Source organism: Vibrio sp. (assembly GCF_047973365.1).
Lineage (GTDB): Bacteria > Pseudomonadota > Gammaproteobacteria > Enterobacterales > Vibrionaceae > Vibrio.
Map to the genome: position 1 here is coordinate 1 of NZ_JBKEBW010000008.1, position 20533 is coordinate 20533.

At 41.4% G+C, this 20533-nt stretch carries 17 protein-coding genes and 1 pseudogene; 4 read left to right on the plus strand and 14 right to left on the minus strand.

All coding sequences use genetic code 11. From position 1 onward, the window contains the following. Positions 1-296: 296 nt before the first annotated feature. Positions 297-1334, minus strand: a complete 1038-nt coding sequence (locus ACK5MF_RS01110; protein ID WP_416918554.1) for a hypothetical protein — start codon at positions 1332-1334, stop codon at positions 297-299. Positions 1335-1418: 84 nt separating this feature from the next. Further along, complete coding sequence (garD, locus tag ACK5MF_RS01115; RefSeq protein ID WP_416918556.1) at positions 1419-2969, minus strand: galactarate dehydratase; 1551 nt, start codon at positions 2967-2969, stop codon at positions 1419-1421. Between the two features lie 599 nt (positions 2970-3568). Between garD and ACK5MF_RS01120 the strand changes: the two genes are divergently transcribed. Continuing rightward, positions 3569-4546 carry an NAD(P)-dependent oxidoreductase gene (locus ACK5MF_RS01120; protein WP_416918558.1) on the plus strand — a complete coding sequence of 326 codons (978 nt, stop codon included), beginning with the start codon at positions 3569-3571 and terminating at the stop codon, positions 4544-4546. A 112-nt stretch (positions 4547-4658) separates the two neighbouring features. Then, a pseudogene (locus ACK5MF_RS01125) lies at positions 4659-6696 on the plus strand (Cache 3/Cache 2 fusion domain-containing protein). A gap of 66 nt (positions 6697-6762) precedes the next feature. Here ACK5MF_RS01125 and ACK5MF_RS01130 read toward each other — a convergent pair. Continuing rightward, entirely contained in the window at positions 6763-7602 is an 840-nt protein-coding gene (locus ACK5MF_RS01130) for an aldo/keto reductase (protein ID WP_416918560.1), read from the minus strand. A 294-nt stretch (positions 7603-7896) separates the two neighbouring features. Between ACK5MF_RS01130 and ACK5MF_RS01135 the strand changes: the two genes are divergently transcribed. Beyond that, entirely contained in the window at positions 7897-8979 is a 1083-nt protein-coding gene (locus ACK5MF_RS01135; RefSeq protein ID WP_416918562.1) for an ABC transporter substrate-binding protein, read from the plus strand. A gap of 49 nt (positions 8980-9028) precedes the next feature. On the opposite strand, the gene ACK5MF_RS01140 is transcribed toward ACK5MF_RS01135, so the two are convergent. From ACK5MF_RS01140 to gudD, 9 genes are all read right to left on the minus strand, one after another. Next, a complete protein-coding gene (locus ACK5MF_RS01140; RefSeq protein WP_416918564.1) occupies positions 9029-9394 on the minus strand; it encodes a hypothetical protein in 366 nt (121 codons plus the stop codon). A gap of 77 nt (positions 9395-9471) precedes the next feature. Beyond that, positions 9472-9792 (minus strand): DUF6404 family protein, encoded by a 321-nt coding sequence (locus ACK5MF_RS01145; RefSeq protein ID WP_416918566.1) that lies wholly within the window; start codon positions 9790-9792, stop codon positions 9472-9474. Positions 9793-9922: 130 nt separating this feature from the next. Beyond that, the gene (locus ACK5MF_RS01150) at positions 9923-10117 is read right to left on the minus strand and encodes a hypothetical protein (RefSeq protein ID WP_416918568.1); all 195 of its coding nucleotides are present in this window, start codon (positions 10115-10117) and stop codon (positions 9923-9925) included. 551 nt (positions 10118-10668) lie between these two features. Then, positions 10669-10977 carry a hypothetical protein gene (locus ACK5MF_RS01155; RefSeq protein WP_416918569.1) on the minus strand — a complete coding sequence of 103 codons (309 nt, stop codon included), beginning with the start codon at positions 10975-10977 and terminating at the stop codon, positions 10669-10671. A 55-nt stretch (positions 10978-11032) separates the two neighbouring features. After that, entirely contained in the window at positions 11033-11338 is a 306-nt protein-coding gene (locus tag ACK5MF_RS01160) for a hypothetical protein (RefSeq protein ID WP_171138661.1), read from the minus strand. Positions 11339-11400: 62 nt separating this feature from the next. Further along, positions 11401-12573 carry a glycosyltransferase gene (locus tag ACK5MF_RS01165; RefSeq protein ID WP_416918571.1) on the minus strand — a complete coding sequence of 391 codons (1173 nt, stop codon included), beginning with the start codon at positions 12571-12573 and terminating at the stop codon, positions 11401-11403. A 1008-nt stretch (positions 12574-13581) separates the two neighbouring features. Beyond that, entirely contained in the window at positions 13582-14373 is a 792-nt protein-coding gene (locus tag ACK5MF_RS01170) for an ABC transporter ATP-binding protein (protein WP_416918573.1), read from the minus strand. Between the two features lies 1 nt (position 14374). Beyond that, positions 14375-15427, minus strand: a complete 1053-nt coding sequence (locus ACK5MF_RS01175; protein WP_416918575.1) for a FecCD family ABC transporter permease — start codon at positions 15425-15427, stop codon at positions 14375-14377. A gap of 301 nt (positions 15428-15728) precedes the next feature. Continuing rightward, complete coding sequence (gene gudD / locus ACK5MF_RS01180) at positions 15729-17060, minus strand: glucarate dehydratase (protein ID WP_416918577.1); 1332 nt, start codon at positions 17058-17060, stop codon at positions 15729-15731. Between the two features lie 494 nt (positions 17061-17554). Here gudD and ACK5MF_RS01185 point away from each other — a divergent pair, with 494 nt between their 5' ends. After that, positions 17555-18556, plus strand: coding sequence for a LacI family DNA-binding transcriptional regulator (locus ACK5MF_RS01185; protein WP_416918579.1), 1002 nt, complete (start codon positions 17555-17557; stop codon positions 18554-18556). 20 nt (positions 18557-18576) lie between these two features. Here ACK5MF_RS01185 and ACK5MF_RS01190 read toward each other — a convergent pair whose 3' ends face one another. Further along, positions 18577-19521 (minus strand): sugar-binding transcriptional regulator, encoded by a 945-nt coding sequence (locus tag ACK5MF_RS01190; protein ID WP_416918581.1) that lies wholly within the window; start codon positions 19519-19521, stop codon positions 18577-18579. Positions 19522-19937: 416 nt separating this feature from the next. Beyond that, a complete protein-coding gene (locus ACK5MF_RS01195; protein ID WP_102955509.1) occupies positions 19938-20513 on the minus strand; it encodes an RpiB/LacA/LacB family sugar-phosphate isomerase in 576 nt (191 codons plus the stop codon). Positions 20514-20533: the final 20 nt, after the last annotated feature.

Consider the following 20533-nt stretch of genomic DNA (forward strand, 5'->3'; position numbering starts at 1 on the left):
ATATCCCACCCTCAATCACAGTATTGGTCTGACTAAGTATTGGGCTTTGCGCTATTTTGGACGCTTACCCACCAGTACCGCCGAAACAGATTACGGTTAGTTGTGTACATCTAACTTCCTATGGCTTCCTTCAGACCCCACCGTTAGCCCGTGACGCCCTTGCCATTCGGATTGTCTTCCCCTTAGTCAGGGTGACTCCACTTTCTTTCAAGTGGACGGGTTTGCCAGCTTTGCTGGGCAAACAAAAAGGCCCGCTTTCGCGGGCACCTTGTTTACCATCGAGGACGAGTCGATAGTTATTCTGTGATGTTTTTAAGTACTTCTTTGTACTTGTCGTTCTTAGCTTGTAAGTGTTCAAGTGCTGCTTTTGAATCACGGAAGTTAGGTACAAAGAACGCTTTTTCAAAGGTCTTTTGAATTTCGCCTTCAGCGTAAATTTCTTTCAGAGCTTGGTCGATATATTCGATTTGGTCTTTTGGCATCTTCTTGTTGTATAGGAAGAAGAACTCTTTATCAAAGGTGAAGTTGGTTGTAGCATCCATTGGGACTTGAACTTCTGGCTCTGCGTAAGAATAAATTTGCTCTTTAGATAAGCCGCCAAAACCGTTTTTGTTTACGTTGGCAATGGTGTCACGAGTTGAAGTCAACCAGACGAATTTCATTGCTTTTTGATCAGAGGCATCCAGACGAGTAAACTGTTCGTTTGCAGGTAGACTACCTTGGATCATGTTAGCCAAACCATCAAACAACAACTGGTTTTTGTCTGATTGGGAACCCGTGTTTACCGCAATAAAGTTTGACTCTTTACCTGGGTATTTCATTTTGATTGCGTTCTTAACCGCACTATAGCCAATTTCAGATACACCACCAGGTTGGATCGCTACGCGAACAGTTTCACCTTTGCCAACAGCATCAATAATATCATCCAGTGTGTTGTATGGAGACTTCTTCGGTACTAAGTATGCGTTGGCCGGGTTGATGGCAAAAGTTGGACCGATGATGAACTCATTAAAGATGTCATAGTAACCTTTAGTTCCATATAAATGACCAAGGTAAGATTGGTCATGGAAAATCATAATGGTGCTACCATTGCTCACGCGACGAATAGTTTGGAATGCAGCCGTTTCACCAACGGCATCAACTTTCACGTTTGCATCCAGTTTCTTCGCTAGTGCTTCAGAAACAATAGCGGCTGCTTGGTATGTGTCACCGCCGGTTGATTTAGAACCAATAACAACACGAACGTTACCAAAGTTTGGTTTGTCTGCACTCATTGCGACCATTGGCAGCGCCATTAGAGAAAGTGCGATTGCGTTCCTTACGAATTTTTTCATAAATTCCTCTCGTTTCACTTAATTTAAAAATGTGTAGGTATAGGTAGGGTCTATCGTTCTTAGAAACACAGACCCTTATTATTTTTAAGTCACTGGTGCTGGGTTAAATACTGCCAGCGCGTTATGCAGACCCCATTGATCTGAGTAAGTTTTCTTCTCACCACTCGCCACTGCGATAACGTAGTGGAAAATTTCCCAACCCATCTCTTCTAATGTGTTGTCACCCGTTGCAACAGTGCCTGCGTCAATGTCCATCAGATCATGCCAACGTCTAGCAAGCGGAGTTCGAGTTGCCACTTTAATGACCGGAACCGCTTCTAGTCCGTACGGAGTACCGCGACCAGTTGTAAACAATTGAACAGTAATGCCTGAAGATACTTGCTGAGTACCACACACGAAATCACTGGCTGGTGTCGCTGCGTAGATCAAACCTCTTTTCGTTGGACGTTGCCCAGGCGAAAGAACCTCTACGATTGCGCTGCTGCCTGATTTCGCAATAGATCCCAAAGCTTTCTCAACTACGTTTGCTAAGCCTCCCTTCTTATTCCCCGGAGATGGATTCTCTCTTCGGTCTGTTTGTCCTAGGCTTAGATAATGATCGTACCAAGCCATTTCATCCATTAGGCGTTGACCCACTTCTTTGCTTTCACAGCGAGGACCAAGCAGATATACCGCGTCGCGCACTTCCGTCACTTCTGAAAACATCACGGTGGCCCCGGCTCGCACAAATAGGTCAGCCGCAACACCAACCGCAGGGTTAGCTGTCACGCCAGAAAAAGCATCGCTACCACCACACTGGGTACCAACAACCAGCTCCGATACTGGGCACTCTTCGCGTTGGCGAGCATTCAGTTTAATCAGATGCTTCTCGGCAGTTTGCAAAATGCTACGAACCATAGATTGAAAACCGACATGATTGTCACTTTGCAGTGAAATAATGTCATCCGGATCAACGTTGATGCCTTTAACATCATCCGTTCCCTTAAGTAGCTTTTCTGGTTGCAGTTTTTCACAACCTAAACCCACCACCATCACTTCACCACCGAAATTCGGGTTCAATGCAAGGTTATGGATAGTACGAATCGGTACTACCGCTGCTGGCGCGTTAATCGCGACACCACAGCCATATAAATGGTTTAAACCAACCACTCCGTCCACATTCGGATATTTAGGTAACAAATCACGTTTAATAATATTGACGACGTAATCCACCACACCCGCGACACAATGCACGCTAGTTGTAATACCAAGCAGGTTCTTGGTACCCACACTGCCATCGGCATTGCGGTAACCTTTAAAGGTGTAACCAGTTAGTGGTGGCAACGGCTCAGGGACATTAGTGGCCAGTGGAATATCTGCCAATGGTGGCGCTTCAGGAATGTCGACGAGAAATTCGTTAATCCATCCGCCTCTGACTATGACGGTATTGGCATAACCAATCACTTCACCATAACGACGGATTTTGTCTCCTGGAGCAAAATCAACAAGAGCGACTTTATGACCTTCAGGAATATCTTCCTGCAATTGAAATTCGTCGTTAAACATTGTTCCTTTCGGTAAACCACCATCGTTAACAACGATGGCTACGTTATCGCTAGGATGTACTTTAATGTAACGAGGCAAGGTATTATTCATTTCACAAGCTTCTTTGAGTGATGTTCATGCCATAAAAATTAGTTCATCAAGCGATGAGTTACATCAGAAGTATTATCAAATTATTCTGTTTTTTATTTATCCAGTTTTGTTCAAAGTTACAAAGCCGGGGATGTAAGTCACAACCAAACGTTAAAAACTAGACCTTAGTCTAACTTCTTAAGTTGCAATTATTTTTTAAAAATTAAACTCATTTAATAGTTAACGATCTATATCACAATACATCGGGTTAGATTAACGAAAATAATGCATAGAATGACTCCTGACTAACAAGTTAATTTCCCACCACAAGAACAATAAAAAATTATCCATTTAAAAACAATGTGTTATTGATACATGCAAAATATGTATTTTATTGTGAATAATTACAAATACATAATTATCAAACAATGTTAGATATATTCACGTTTAGTTAACTTTATGTTTTATTCAAATAATTGTTTTTACTTTTGTTAGTATAGATCACAATCTAAGAACAATATAAGGTAAGTAAAAATTGAAGCAATCTAAGTTTTCCAGCTGTACATATTTACAAATAGTGGTGTTTGACAGCGATTGCGACGTTGCCCTGGAGAGAGTAGATGAAAAAGAAAGTCATTGTGTATAAGAGTATTCCAGAAAAAGAACTCAACCGTCTGAATGAACACTTTGATGTCACTGTATTTAATGAACTTAATGATACTAACCGCGTAGAATTCAACACAGCATTAACAACAGCGCACGGCATCATTGGCTCAAGTGTCATGATGCCCAATGAGTTGCTCGACACCGCGCCACATCTGCAAGCGGTCTCGACCATTTCTGTGGGTATTGATCAGTTCGGGTTTGACTATCTTTCACAACGCAAAATTGCCCTAATGCATACGCCGGGTGTATTAAATGAAACCGTGGCAGACACTGTCATTCTTCTTGCTTTAGGAACGGCCCGCAGAGCAGTCGAAGTTTCAAATATGGTAAGAAGAGGTCGCTGGGACAGAAATCTTCCGGCCGAATACTTCGGTGTTGATCTTCACCATAAGAAGATGGGTATCGTCGGTATGGGTCGCATCGGTTACGCCGTCGCGAAACGTGCTCATATGGGATTTGGCATGTCTATCTGCTATTACAACCGTTCTGCGAACTTAGAAGCAGAGCGTGATTTTGCCGCACAACGGCTAGAACTTAATGAACTACTTTCAACTTGCGATTTCGTTGTGGTACTGGTTCCACTCAGCGCTGCCACAGAAAAAATGTTTGGCAAAGAACAATTTGAACGGATGAAATCCAGCGCCATATTTGTCAACGCTGCACGTGGCAAAGTGGTTGATGAACATGCATTAATCGCAGCATTGAAAAACAAAACCATTCGCGCTGCTGGTTTGGATGTGTTTGAAGTTGAGCCTCTGCCTGCATCATCACCTCTTAATCAACTGGATAACGCATTCTTGTTACCGCACATAGGTTCAGCAACCACAGAAACGCGTTACAACATGGTGCAATGTGCCGTTAACAATCTGATTGCCGCACTCAATGGCGATTATAGCCAAAACTGTGCGAACCGAGCTGAAATAGAGAACTAATTCATCGATTTGCACAAAAATATCAATAGTAGGCTACGATTAGATTAGCCGTAGCCTACTAACACAACACCATAATGAAAATACAATAAATCACCATTATGTAGGGATGTCTATGATCCAGTATTACCGTAATAAAAGTCTGAAGTTTCAGTTACAGGCTGTGATGACGTTATGTTTAGTCATTGCTTTTGCCAGCATTGCCGTGTTGGTCTATCGCAACGCTTCGCAAGCGCTGCTATCTACCACACTAAAAGAGCAGCAATCCAGAATAGAAGCTATGGGCAAGACCATTGCAGGTCAATACCAGTGCTTATCTGAATACCGCCAAAATTTTAGAATCAACTTTTCAAAAAGGGTATTTAGAGGGACTCTATGTTGAAGACTATGAGGTTGCCTATAATGGCTATCAGGTGCGCGACATTACCATCTGGGGCGAGAGCCTGCTCAATGATGTGCGCAAACCTGATGCGTTTACTGAAGCGACTGGCGCTGTCGCGACTATTTTTGCTCCTGCAGGGAATGACTGGATCCGGGTCTCCACCTCGTTGCGTAACGCGGATGGGCAACGTGAAATAGGCTCATTGTTAGGCACTAGCCACCCTGCCTACAATAAGATTATGAATGGTGAGTCTTTTTATAATTCAGTCACTTTATATGGTACTGAATACATCGCCTACTATGCTCCGATTATCAATGATGACGGCAAAGTGATTGCCATCTCGAGTATCGCCCTGTCGGTTTCCGATGTAACCCAATCCATCTTTGAATCACTGCAGTCTGTTACTTGGGGTGACACCGGCTATACCATCATTGTTGATAACGATAAGACCAATTTGGGTCACTATTTGCTGCATCCCAAATTTAAACCATCTGATCCTTCGATTCTGGAAGTGGCCGATTACAACGGCAACAAACCTTTTGGCGCGATATTTCAGCAACAAAGCGGCACCTTGATCTACCCTTATGAATTTAATGGTACCGTTGGTGAAAAGTATATCGTCTATACCACGATTCCCGGTTGGGAGTGGAAACTGATGGGCGGTACTTTTATCCATGAGGTAACCAAAGAAAGCGATGAGCTGCTTAAGTTAATCGCGATGATTTCACTGATTGTCGGTGCCCTGACTTTTGTCGTAATGAGTGTGTTTATCAGCCGCAGCACCAAACCGTTAACCACCCTAAGCGGTTATATGGAACGTTTAGGTGAAGGCGAAGTCAGTATTCAGGTCGCTACCGGTGAGCAGAATTCTCAAAACGAGGTGATCAGACTCACCAATAATGTCAGCGGCATGGCGCTACGCCTAAATTCGTTGGTTGGTGATATTCGCGCCACCAGTGAACAAGTCGAAGATCAGTCAAACAGTGTGTTAAATGATGCGCAAAGCAACTTGCGTCAGTCTGATGCGCAGCAGCAACAAGCTGAGCAAGTTATCACTGCTATTGAAGAGATGGCAACATCGGCGAAATCCGTCGCACAGCAAGTTGAAGCGATCGCTGAGAACGTTCGTCAAGCCGATGAAAGCACTCAAACAGGTTTGAACAAAGTAGAGGAAGTTTGCTTGGACGTGGCGCAGCTTAACGATCAACTCGGTCAATCAGCGAAAGCCATTGAACAGGTAAACAACGACAGCAATAGTATTCAAAGCGTGACCAAAATGATTGATGATATTGCCGAACAGACTAATTTGTTGGCGCTTAACGCTGCAATCGAAGCCGCTCGAGCAGGTGAACAAGGTCGTGGTTTTGCCGTCGTTGCCGATGAAGTGCGAACCCTTGCGGCTCGGACACAAATGTCGGTTAAAGATGTGGTTCAAATTATTAACCAATTAAGGAGTTCGACAGGCAATGCGGTCTCTTTGATGCATCAAAGCCAGCAAAACGCCACCAAGGTACTCGATAAAGCGCAAGAAGCAGGTTCGTCGCTTGAATCCATTACTGAACAAGTACGTGGGATAGCAGGACAAGCTGAGGCGATTGCCACAACCGCAGAACAGCAAGCACAGGTTTCGCAAGAAGTGGCGACAAGTGCTTCTGAAATTTCCGATCTCACTATTCGTAGCCGTGAAACAAGCGCGCAAACGTCAGATAGTGCGCAACAATTAGCGGAGCTATCAAAACACCTTAAGCAGCAGGTAGATTTCTTCCATTAATTTAAGCTGTTGCTTTGATGAGCACCCAGCAAAAGAGCTGCCAATGCGGCTCTTTGTTTTTTTGCTTTATCGTATTCCTATTCGCCCTTCGTAAGCGTTGCTCGGCGCTGGAAATTCTCGATTGAGAAGCTCTAGATCACTGGCGGCTAAACGGATATTTGCAGCGTCCAAATTCTCTTTTACTCGGGAAATCGTGCTAGATTTAGGAATAGCAATAACTCCAGGTTGATGAAGCAACCAAGCTAATGCTATTTGAGCTGGTGTGGCATTATGTTTGTCTGCAATCGTCTGCAGTGCCGGTTCGAACAGCAAAGAGCCTTGATCTAATGGACAGTATGCCATCATAGACATTCCTTTTTGATCACAAAACGGTTTGACCGCCCACTCAGGCTCTCTACACGCTAAGTTATAAAGCACTTGGTTTGTTGCACAAAGCCCTTGAGAATCAGCAGCGCAAAAGTCTTTTAAATCATCAATATCAAGATTGCTGACACCATAATCTCGGATCTTGCCCTGCTCTTTTAATAAATAGAGCGCTTCCAGTGTCTCTGCAAAAGGTACAGAACCCATCCAGTGAAGAAGATACATATCTAAATAATCGGTATTCAGTCGATGTAAACTTCTCTCACACGCCGTGACCACACCCTTGCGTGAAGCGTTGTGCGGATAAAACTTACTCACGATATAAAGCTGGTCGCGGAAGCCTTTCATCGCTTCACCCGCAATGCTTTCGGCTTCACCTTCTCCGTACATTTCAGCGCAGTCAATCAAGCGCGCACCATACTCAATACCAAAGCGCAACGCTGCCACTTCCTGCTTACGAGTTCTCTGGTTTTCACCCATATACCAAGTGCCCAAGCCTAAGCGAGGCATAGGATTGTTACTTGGTAAAATAAAATCTTCCATTTTCATTCCTTACAACTGACAAGAGCAAACTTTCCATACCTACAGAATAGCGGTGAAAGTGCGATAGGTGTTGCCAGAATCACACATCTTTGAACTGGAATGGGCGATTTGTAGCAATGAACAATATTTGTAGCAATGAACCATAAACGCTATGAGTTAGACAATAAAATTATAGAAAAATAAATGATAATAGTTTGCATGTGCATTTATCTTGACAATATAATCAGCGCCAACCACCATACAAGCGGCATAAATAACGATCTTTTAAACAAGGACAATAAAAGGTTTCATTACATGATTCAAAAACTGTTTAGCCTCTCTACTTTGCTGTTTGCTTTTTACAGCTTTGCTCAAACTACTACCGTTACAGACGTACTTGACCGCGAAGTAACTTTCGATGCGCCAGCGAAGCGCGTTATTGTTGGTTTCTACCCAGAAGATTACATGGCAATTGGTACTGAAGCTGCGTATGACAACGTTGTTGGCATGTCGAAATACATCTGGCAAGCACGTCCCGCAAACTGGGAAATGAACGTCAAACACCGCCCTTCACTCGACGAGATTCCGGGTATTGGTCGTGTAGATACCAATACGTTTTCAGTAGAGAAAGTGATCAGCCTAAGACCAGACCTTATCATGCTGGCTGACTGGCAATACAAAGGCTTAGGTAGTGATATCCAGCGTCTTGAAAACGCTGGTATTCCCATTATTGTGGTGGACTACAACGCTCAAACTCTAGACCGTCATATCAAGAGTACCGAGCTTATCGGTGTGATCACAGGACAACAAGAGCGCGCGGCTAAAATCGCCAACGAATATAAGCAGAACATTGAGATGATCACTGCTCGTTTGGAGAAAGCAAACCTTGCCCAACCTAAAGTCTATACTGAGTACGGTGCGTCTGGCATCAACGAAATTGGCTACACATTCGGTAAGAACATGTGGGGAGCTATCGCTACTGTGGCTGGCGGTAACAACATTTCAGCACCATATGTTGAATGGTGGGGCAAACTAAACCCAGAGCAAATCATTGCCGCGAACCCAGATGTTATCGTCATTACTGGTTACGAAACGGGTACAGGCGGTGATTCAATGGTAATGGGTCAAGGTGTGCAAGAATCTGTAGCGAAAGAGCGTTTAGCAGGCTTTAAGAAGCGTACTGGCTGGTCTTCAATTACAGCAGTGAAAAACAACCGTATGTACGCGGCTTACCACGGCGCATGCCGCACCATTCTTGATGGTGCAATGATTCAGTTCTACGCAAAAGCAATGTACCCAGAATTGTTCGCCGATTTAGATCCAAACCAAGCGTATTTGAACTTCTACAAGAACTACCTACCAGTGGTACCTAAAGGTACGTTCGTTACTGAGCTGTAATAGAAGGCAGAGATTAAAAAGCCAGTACCTCACGTACTGGCTTTTACTGTTAATTAGCAGCGTTAGTTAAATAAGGGGGCATCTGGCAAGCAATAATATCTTCGCCTTCATGTTCAATTTTTGTCACCAACTCTCCACTAATTAATTTTGTAATTGGTTTTTCATTATTCCTTGCAATCCGTATTGCTCGGACTTTAACTGTTCCGCCGAGAGGACTGACAATTCCAACTAATGTTTCCCTTCTGGTATACTCTGAAAAACTAACAAAAATAATAACTAACAACAGAAGAATGACAGAAAGGCACAAGTAAACATTTTGATTAAATGAGACTTTAAGTAAAATGCGCCCCTCACCGTCCATTTTTTGAGATTCAAAGTAACCCGTTCGATATAGATTTTTTTTATCTTTTATCATTTAACTCACTAAGTATTAAGGAACAAAACCTAATTTGTCTTGTTCTGTGCGTATAGCCCCATACTGCCGCGTGATAGCTACAAATCTTTCCATTTTTTTATATTTTTTGACACCCTCTGATAAAAGTAGAAAAAAGACAATATGATTGAACATACAAGCGGATAGAAAAATAACTCATACAAATAATAATCATTAGAATTAATGAGAGAAAAAACATAAAAAATAAATAACCATGCAGGATATAGCTTTACCACATTACACATAAAACCATCATACTGGAAAGGTTTAATCTTTAAACCAAACTTATTTAACACCTCCACATAAACAACAACTTTAATTCCTTTAGATTTGAGTTCATTTTTAGCATTTTCATATTTAACATCAAAATTATTACTCATATTTCCTCCTATTGAAAATGAGGTGTTAAAATTTAACACCTCTCAAGCGAAATTAATAACCACCTCTACCATTAAAACAACCACCAGAATATGACCCCATATTGGCTCCAACAAGCCCACCTAAAGGTCCTCAAGTCATATAACCACCGATAGCACCGGCAAGAGTACTACCTACACAGTTAGGGCTCAGAGGGCCATAACCAGGACGATTATAAGTGCCTTTTGATGCAGGATATCCACTAGAACGCTGGCTTGAAGATCCACCGCATCCACCATCACCACCGCCATCAACCAATAAGACTTCATTTTCAGTTAAGTTATACATAACAACTTCCTTTTATTAATACAGTAAAAGAGTATGGCGCTCTTTGGCAAATAAAATTAAAACATCAGATTTCCATATAATAAAAAATTAAACCATTAACAAAAAAACAACCAGAACCAACTTTAATATAACTAAACATGCGGATTGAATGTTACTCACTACCTTTTGTAACATTTACAATAAATTTAAAGAAAACATTTATCCCTATAATTAGAAAAACCAAAATTACTATTGAAAGAAATCCTCTTACTCCTGATGGAAAAGATACACCTAATACATAATAGAGAAGAAATGTCCCTATAAGGGAAGAAAAAAAGCAATTATCATAGAGCCTCCTTTTTAGCCTCAGTTACCTGAGGCTAAACGCCAAATCAATTTAATAGACCAACACAAGCGAAAACTTATAATTAACGGCAGTACTATCTAAACAATAGAGGCTAAATGACTACAATTACCCTTAACACAGAGTAGTAGATAACTCATCGGTTTGAACACCTATACCAAGTAACCATCAATTTCTCATTCATGTATAACATTACTTTCACCTGACATCACATATTTTCATTAATGACAGATTCTACGTATTTTTTTCTTTTTAGCGTTTTAACAACTGCAACTAGACCAAACATCAACATGAAAGTAGATAAGTAAAAAATGAATGTACCGGCTGGTTTTATGAAAATAAACAACGAAGAAAGAAAAATAGAAATATAGTGAGGATATAGTTCCGGCTTGCATTTATAACCAGAAGAATATTTCTCTACCATCACTCGTCCCCACATAGTCTTATGAAAAATGAAATATTTTCCATTCCTATATAAAACCCCGTCTTTTTTAAAAATATCTTCAATATTTATCATTTCATTTCCTCAACTATTAGTTAATAGTCCGCACTAACGCGGACTACCATCCTCTCTATAGACCTCTACCACCAGCCATACCTGCAAACCCCTGAGCTAATCCGATTGCCGAAGATACACATGCAGCCGCTCCAAATCCCGTAGAAAAGCTAGCTGGATTACAGGTACCTACAACTCCAATTACACTACCGCTGATCCCTAGTAAATTTTGTTTTTGTTCAAGTGTCGACCTTCTAGCTTGGTCTATCATTGCAATTCTTGAAACCGGATATCCATTAGAAGAGCGTCCCGAAGATCTACCTCTACCACCATCACCACCGCCATCAACCAATAAAACTTCATCTTCAGTTAAGTTATACATAACAATTTCCTTTTATTAATGCAGTAAAAAAGTACTGCGCTCATACGTAATTAACCCAAACTCTAACGGGTCAACCATATTTTCTTTTTTCCTGACAATTCATCAATATAACCAAATAGGTTCGGAAGCCAGGTGATACATTCAAGTAGTATTTTGAAAACCGGGGCTTTAAACATTTGAGTTAAAGAAATATCATTCTTTAAGTCGTAATCATTGATATATGACAATACTAAATAAAAATAAATAACGAAATTGAGTGATGCTAATACAATTGGGATCCATATATTAAATACAACTAACACTGTTAACAGAATAAACGTTGATGGAAATATATATTGAGTAGCCGTAACAAAAAACCACGGTGTTGAGCATAAGCCAGCAAACCAATGTGTTTTCCATGCGATTTTATAAGCCTCGACACGCCCCCTGGCCCACCTTCTTCTTTGTTTAAATAGACTTTTCGTATCTAACGGACATTGCGTTTTAGCTTTTGCCTTAGGTGCGTAACCTGTTTTGTATTGATTAGAGATAGCTTTCCAGCACCATGCAATATCTTCAACTAACCATTCACTCCAACCTCCTAACTCTTTCACAACTGATGCTCGATGAGCAACGAAAGCGCCAGCCATTACGGGAACAAAACCTAATTTGTCTTGTGCTGTGCGTATAGCCCCATAAAAACTAATGTGCTCGTAATGCTGCAATAGCCCAACAAAACTACTTTTATAATTAGAAGGCGTAATGTAGCCACATACTGCCGCGTATTTGTCATGCGACCACAATTTTTGGACGAGTTCTATTATTCCGTTTGGCTGTATAAAGGTATCACTGTCCACTACGATGTAGACTTCACCAGTGGCGATCCCAAGTTGTAATGCATGATCTAATGCATAACCTTTCCTACCCTGATTAATTGTTCGTTTTACGATTTCGTATTGATACTTATGCGGTACACTTATCCAACCTTCAATGTCTTCTAACGTTGAGTTAGTCGAACCGTCATCTATTAATAAAACCTGTATTTCGTTTGGATAATCTTGGCTTTCAATGCAGCTTATGACTCGCCGCAACACGTCTGGATTTTCGTTATAAAATGGAACAAATACTGTAACATTAGGTAATTGACCTAAATATTCACTGTCTTTCTTCAATTTATATACAACAAGTAATACTATCGTTGTTATTAAGGAAATAGCGGCTGATACAATTAAAACCAATTCTATTAGTTTAATCATTGAGGACTCCCTCATACATAACTATTGATCAACGAAGATATTGAATCATTTGAATAATCACCTTTTAACCCTCGTTCATTACTCAAAATATCAAATGATGAATATTTTCTATTTCTCAGTAAAAAATTCACATTACTGATTTCTAATCCTTCGAACTTAGCCAAATGGATAACTTCGTTTAAGAAGTTAATTTTTTTAAATTCATGAATTGAATCTCGAGGTTTTCGTAATAATTTATTTTTTATTTTCCCAGCAACTACCAAAGTTTTGTTATCTATTCTCTTTACCCTAAGCTCATTGAGAAATGATATATTTTCCTGCTTATCAAGTTCTACATAAAAATATTCAAGCAGATTATCAATGTCTGTAATCGATAGTTTGTCACCATATGAAGAATAATGACTTAGTGTAGAAGCTAAGTTTCTTAACCATTCCTTTACTAACTATTGAAGACAATAATTCACTAAATGCACCCAACTCTTGCTGCAATTCTTGTTTTGACTTACCACAAGGTTCTCGATGAGTAAACTTTGAATTAATTTCGCTATTAGTCATTTCAAATTTCATATATCCACACGATACTAACTAAAAAACACCCTGTAATAATAAATACAATCAAATTTGATCATATAATAGACAAAAAATATTTATTTCCGAAGTACTTCAATTATTTGCAATATATGACAAGAAATAAAAATCAGAATTTAACAGCAGATCAATTACTTAACTTAACTTTGTTGTATAAATACAACATTGACATTAAATAGTTCTAGAAATGTGTTTGAGTCGATTGATTTTTATATAAAACTTAAAAAGTAAGTCTAAAGTACTAGATGTACAAACATAATAAAAACCTAATTCAATGATATTATAACATTTAAGATTTAGATGATTTCAGTTCCATTTAAAATTAATTTTACTGTCTTAGATATCAAATATGATTTTCACTATATAAAATAGGCCAGAAAATTTTTACTCTGACCTATATATTAGATATGATAAATAACCTTAAGCCGCACTCGGACGACGCGTACGAACAAATGGCGTTCCACTTTCATCGGTAAGAACGTCAGCTTCCACATGATAAAGCTCATGGATCAGTTCGCTAGTTAACAGCGCTTGCGGGCTACCAAACGCTCTCAACTCACCCTGGTTTAATATCAGAAGATTATCGGCATATTGAGCTGCCAAGTTAAGATCATGCAGTACCATTAATGTGGTGTAGTTTTGCTGCTTGGTTTGTGTGACCAGATGGTTGAGCAAGACATGTTGATAGTGTAAATCCAATGCGCTGACAGGTTCATCCAGCATCAGAATTTCAGGGCTGCGCATCAATGCTTGTGCGAACAGAATCATCTGGCACTGACCACCGCTCAATGTTCTCACATCTCGATTAGCAAGGTGTTCTAAGCCGATACTCTGTAAAATGCTTAACGCCTCTTGCAACATTTTGGTTTCAATACGCATGCTAAGAGCATCCAGTCTGCCCAGCAGAACGACTTCGATGACCGTCATGTTCACATCAAGGTGAATATCTTGCGGCATATAACCAAACTTCGAACGCCAAGCAGCAAGAGACTTTTTACAAAGAATGTCTTTACCGTACTGAATTTCGCCACTTTCGGTTTTGATATCACCAAATAAGGTTTTCAGTAGTGTACTTTTACCAGTTCCGTTCGGGCCTAGAATAACGTTGACCTGCCCCGGCTTAAGCTGAAAACTGATATCTTTTGCTAAAACTAACTCACCTAACCGTACGTTAAGTTTGTTTACTTCCAACATAGGGATTACTTCAAGCATCTTATCTTCTCCTTGCGATGATGAGCCAGAAGAAGAAAGGCACACCGATAATGGCTGTCACAATACCAATTGGGAACAGAGCGCCCGGTACAATCACTTTTGATAACACCGATGCAGTAGAAAGCAAAAATGCCCCGATAAGGAAAGAAAGCGGAAGGAAGAAACGCTGATCTTCACCCACCAATATCTTGGCGATATTGGGTGAAACGATACCGATAAAACCGATGATGCCGACAAAACTGGTGACTGTTGCCGTCATCACAGCAACAATCAGCAAGGTTTTTAAGCGCAGCTTGACGATGTTCACACCAAGGCTTTTCGCTCGCTCTTCACCAAATTTTAAAGCGGTCAGTTTCCATGAGTCTTGCAGTAGCAACAACAAGCTCGCCATCACTACTGCTGCGGTAATCGCTAAATTTGTCCACGTCGCTTTTGAAAGACTACCGAATAGCCAGAACAGGATCTGTTGGCTCAATTCAGGTGACGAAATGAACTGCACAAGTGATAGCAAAGATTGGAATAGAAACAGCAGCGCGATACCGGCAAGAATCAATTGCCCTGAACCGATATGACGAACTGACGCCAGTGCAAAAAGAAAACACGCCGACAACATACAAAAGACAAACGCGCCAATAGGTACCGCTAAGTTGCTATCAATACCCAGAGAGCCAGTGTAAAGCATTACTGCCGCGCCAAAACCCGCCGCGGCAGCCATACCTAATGTGTAAGGGCTTGCCATGGAGTTATTCAGCAAGGTTTGCATTTCTGCTCCGCCCATTCCCAACGAGCCACCTACAAAAATCGCCATCAGAGCAATCGGCAAGCGTAAGTTACTGACGATGACTTGCGTTGAATCATCCACCTGGAATGACAGACCTGCGCACTGAAGCAGAGCGTAAATCACTGAGCTGGCATCAATCATTGAAGGGCCGGTCATAATATCAAGAACAAAAGAAGCTGCGAGTAATGCGCCAAAACTGGTTAATATCATTCCGCGACGTTTTTCGCTTTTTCGCTGCGCCTCAACGGCCTGCTGTAATACATCCGATAGCATCTTAATCTTAACTCACTAAATTTATAGATATTGCTTATTTTCCAGACCTTATTTTCTATAGCTTCCAGCCTTAGATACACCACAAGGTTCGGTTAAATTTTTAGGGTCAGATGTTAACATTATGCAAATGATAATTGCTAGTATTTATAGTTTTATTTGCAAGCAAAAAAAACGGCTCCAAAGTCTATTTTCATAGGTCTTTAGAGCCGTTACAGAACTATACAGAAATTAACGTTAGAACATCACCTCAAATGTTAGTCTCGTGCATATCACTGTTCTTTCAGCAAATTGCAATTAGCGCTTAATCACGCACTAAACAAGGACGTTTAGGGTCGAATTTCCAATCTTTAATCAGGTATTGCATACCAATAGAGTCATCACGCGCACCGAGACAGTTGTCCATATAAAGCTTGTGCGCTTCTGCCACTTTTTCCATATCCAATTCAACACCCAGACCCGGTTTATTTGGCACTTGCACTTTACCGTCTACGATTTGGAAAGGCTCTTTAGTTAAACGTTGGTTGCCTTCTTGCCAAATCCAGTGTGTATCAATGGCAGTAATATTGCCAGGAGCCGCTGCCGCTACGTGGGTAAACATCGCAAGCGAGATATCAAAGTGGTTGTTTGAGTGTGAACCCCAAGTGTAACCAAACTCATGACACATTTGAGCAACGCGCACTGAACCTTCCATTGTCCAGAAATGCGGGTCAGCCAGTGGGATATCGACGGATTGTAGACTTAGAGAATGCCCCATTTGACGCCAATCTGTTGCCACCATATTGGTTGCTGTTGGTAGACCTGTACGACGTTTGAATTCCGCCAATACTTCGCGACCAGACATGCCATTTTCTTCGCCACATGGGTCTTCAGCATAAGCTAACGTGTCTTTAAGCTCTAGACCAATACGAATCGCTTCATCTAAAGACCATGCACCGTTAGGGTCAAGAGTGACACGCGCTTCAGGGAATGCAGCTTTGATTGCTTTTACTGCCAATGCTTCTTCATCCGCAGAAAGAACACCGCCTTTCAGTTTGAAATCGTGGAAACCGTATTTCGCATGAGAAGCTTTGGCTAGGTTAGCAACCGTTTCTGGTGTCATCGCTTTTTGGTGACGAACACGATACCACTCACACTCGTCTTCATCTTGGTTTTGGTATGGCAGATCGGTTACGTCTTTATCGCCGATAAAGAACAAGTAGCCGAGCATTTCAACGAAATCACGTTGCTGACCATCACCCAATAGCGACGCCACATTCACACCAAGATGTTTACCAAGAAGATCCAATAGTGCAGCTTCGATAGCCGTAACCACATGAATGGTGGTACGTAGATCGAACGTTTGTTTACCACGACCACCAGAGTCGCGGTCATTAAATTGTTTTGATACTGCGGTCTTAATGTTTTTGTATTCAGCGATACCTTTACCAACGATCAGTGGAATTGCATCTTCTAAAGTTTGACGAATTTTCTCGCCTCCCGGAACTTCACCCACACCTTGGTTGCCCGACTCATCAGTAATGATAATGATGTTACGAGTGAAGAAAGGCGCGTGCGCACCGCTTAGGTTTAGCAACATACTATCGCGACCAGCGACAGGAATAACTTTAACTTCGGTAACTTTTGGAGATGTCATGTCTTATACCTTTATGGTTAGGGCTCATGAGTGAGCAATAACTCAGGTCGCCTTAGCAACCTACCATGAATTCTTAGCTTACAAGCCTTGTTTCTAATCGTTTCACATTGCTTGTTTAGGTTTAGCACTTCTTTACGCAAAAAGTGGATTAAGTAAAAACTTATCTGTTCGTTATCACTTATTTTTTGCTATCACCTAAATGTTAGCGCAAACATTTATAACTTTTTACCAAACATAAAACTATGTCATCCGGTTAAAATTGCCCCAACGATCACAATTAGTATTGTTTAAATCTAATAAATTGTTACACACATCTAATTTTGCAACGCATAATTCGTACATTTTGTTTATCGCTAACATTTTTAATGGTAATCATAGAATGGCTACGTTGGTCTTAAGGTAACTGTGATAAAATCTTCGCCAATGTGTTTAGAATGCCACCTTGTTTAGAATACTGGCTTCTTCTATCACCACTGGCTAACAGGAATAAATCTTTGAAAGCGAATAAATCCAAATCCCCTACATTAGAAGACGTCGCTCGCGTTGCAGGGTTGTCGGCCATGACAGTTAGCCGAGCTTTAAACAATCCATCGGTTGTTAAAGAAGGCACGCTTAACAAAGTGAAATCTGCAGTTGAAAGTACCGGCTACATTCCTAACAAAGCTGCAGGGGCTTTAGCTTCGAGTAAAAGTGGTTTAATTGGCGTCGTCGTCCCGCAAATTAACAACAGCATGTTCGTGGAAACCGTAGAAGCGCTACGGGGATGTTTAGCACAGCGTGGCTATCACGTTCTGCTTAGCGTTTCGGATTACAGTGCGGCAAGCGAAGTCGATATTGTTTCGTCACTGATGTCCCATCGACCTGATGGCATTGTCTTGACAGGAGTTCACCACGATAACCGGTTGAAAAAAATTGTACTTAATTCCTCAGTTCCGGTAGTTGAGATATGGGATTCAACTCCAACCCCTATCGATATGTTAGTAGGCTTATCACATGACAAGATTGGTGAAGCCATTGGCCACGAGATCGTGAAGAAAAGCCCCAAGCATGTCGGTCTTATTTGGGCTGAAGATTCACGCGCTCAGAAACGCCTGCAGGAAATAATTAAAGTTTTAAAGCAAAACGATATTAACCATACGGTAACGGAGGTTCCTAGCCCGGCTAAAATTCAATCTGGACGTACCGGAATGCAGCACTTGTTAGCAGCAGAGCAGCCGTTCGATGTTGTCGCCTGCTCTTCTGACACTCTTGCACAAGGTTGTATCGCTGAAGCTCATAAACAAAACATCAAGGTTCCGGGCGACTTTTCTGTGATTGGATTTGGTGATTTGGATGTGGCGGAATACAACGTACCTTCAATCACAACGGTCAACATTGACCGAGTGGGAATGGGGCAACGAGCTGCCAACATGCTCGCTGACAGAATAGAAGGCAAACAGTCTGAAAATCCGATAGTCAATCTAGAGTTTACCTTTAAATACAGAGAGTCGTTTTAACGACTCTCTGTACAGCAAAATCAAAGAAGTTTTTTCGCCGTATGAACATCGATAATAAGGATATCGAGATAGCCCCCTGTCAGTGCGCCTTTGATTGCCGCTAACTTATCCATACCACCGGCTAAAGCAACCACTCTTGGGCAACGTTTTACCGAATCGAGATCCATACCTATCACAGGGTCTTCATCTGAGCCAAGAACAGGCTTGCCGTTTTCGTCAAAGTAATGAAGGCAGATGTCCCCAACGGCACCACGTGCAGCAAGATCTTCTACCATGTCATCTTTGTAGTAGTTGCCCGATGATTTCAACAAGTGTGACGGCTCGAGCATACCAATACCTACAAGAGCAAAATCCACTTTATCGAACATATTCACAACAGAGCTTACTTCGTCTGTTTTTATCAGCATTTGCTTGTAATCTACAGTTCGTTCAATGCTTTGAGAAGGCAAAAGGTAAGCTTTGCAATTTAACATTCCGGCCAGTGAGTGAGTCAGCATCGATGCTTGAGCATTACCATTAACCCCCACTCCTCCCAAGAGCTGTACAACACCTTTCGCTTTGATACTTAACGGATGAGACTGTTCCACCATTTCACGAATCGTACCACTCCAAGCGGATACGCCAACTAATGAATTGGCAGGTAACGAGGTTTGCATATAGTGAGCAGCGGCAGAGCCAATAGCACGTTTAATTTCATCTTCACTTGCGCTTTCCGCCACATCAACGATGATGGCCTGCACTAATGAGTATTTCTTTTCTAGCTCAGATTCAACATTTAAATAAACATTAGAAGGTTGCACGACAGTGATCTTAACGATACCTTCTTTAGTACAGCGAGATAATGCCCTTGAAACAAAAGACTGTGAAAGATCAAGCTCTTTAGCGATATCAGACTGCTTTTTATTCTCGTTGTAATAAAGTGTCGCAATTTTCACTAATAGGCGCTGTTCATCCCTCTTTAACATCCGATATCCTCTGAAATAAAGTACTCACGTGATCCACTTTGGCATTGTACCAATTACCTTAATTTCCTGATCAACTAGACATTGAGTACCGATAAGCAAACCCTCCGAGCCATGGATGGCTCGGCGGAGCCCCAAGGATGGGTTTATGCGTGTTTGCGTTCGGTGCTCATTGTCTAATGACTGAACAGTTTAATGGTGCAATTGGCATTATATTCATTTTCGAATAAAAATTCACACTATGCTTTGTTGATACAAGAAAAAAGACCAACTTGCGATGCAAGTTGGCCAAGTTCACTAACCCCCAGCGGGTTAACTCGTTTCGATACATATAGGCTGAATTGGCTATTCAACTCAAAGCTGCTTTCAGCAAGACAACACTGATTAGCAGCTTACTAGTCAAAAGTTCAGCCTAAAAATCAACAACATTGCTCAGGTTTGTCAACTAGACTCAAAGTCAAATCACCGAGTTTATTAACTTGGAAGCCATTTGCTTTGTATTCGTCGTAGTCAAACGCATCCATCTCATCAACGGCAATTTTGTGATACTCATAGAAATCTGGCCACCACTCATGGTCATCACCAAATTTTGTGCTTAAGAAGGCGTCAACCGCTGCTTTACCCATTTCTGGAGCAACATACCATGCACCCAGTGATAGCACATTCACATCGTTACCAATCACACAGCGACGAGCTGCTGGGACGCTTTCAACCACACCACAGCGAACACCTGGACACTTCGCCGCAGCCAGATGTACACCCATACCGGTACCACAGAAAATAATGGCACGCTCAAACTCTTTCTCCGTGATCATTGAGCCTGCGCGTAAACCAATTCGGTGGAACATTTCTACGTTTGGATCATCAGGGTCTTTGACACCAATATCCGTCACTTCCCAACCTTTGCTTTCGAGATACTTAACAATGACTTCTTTTAGAGGAAAACCAGCCCAATCAGCGGCAACCAAGATTTTTTTATCTTTAATTAACTTCATTTTTGTTCTCCAAGATGTAC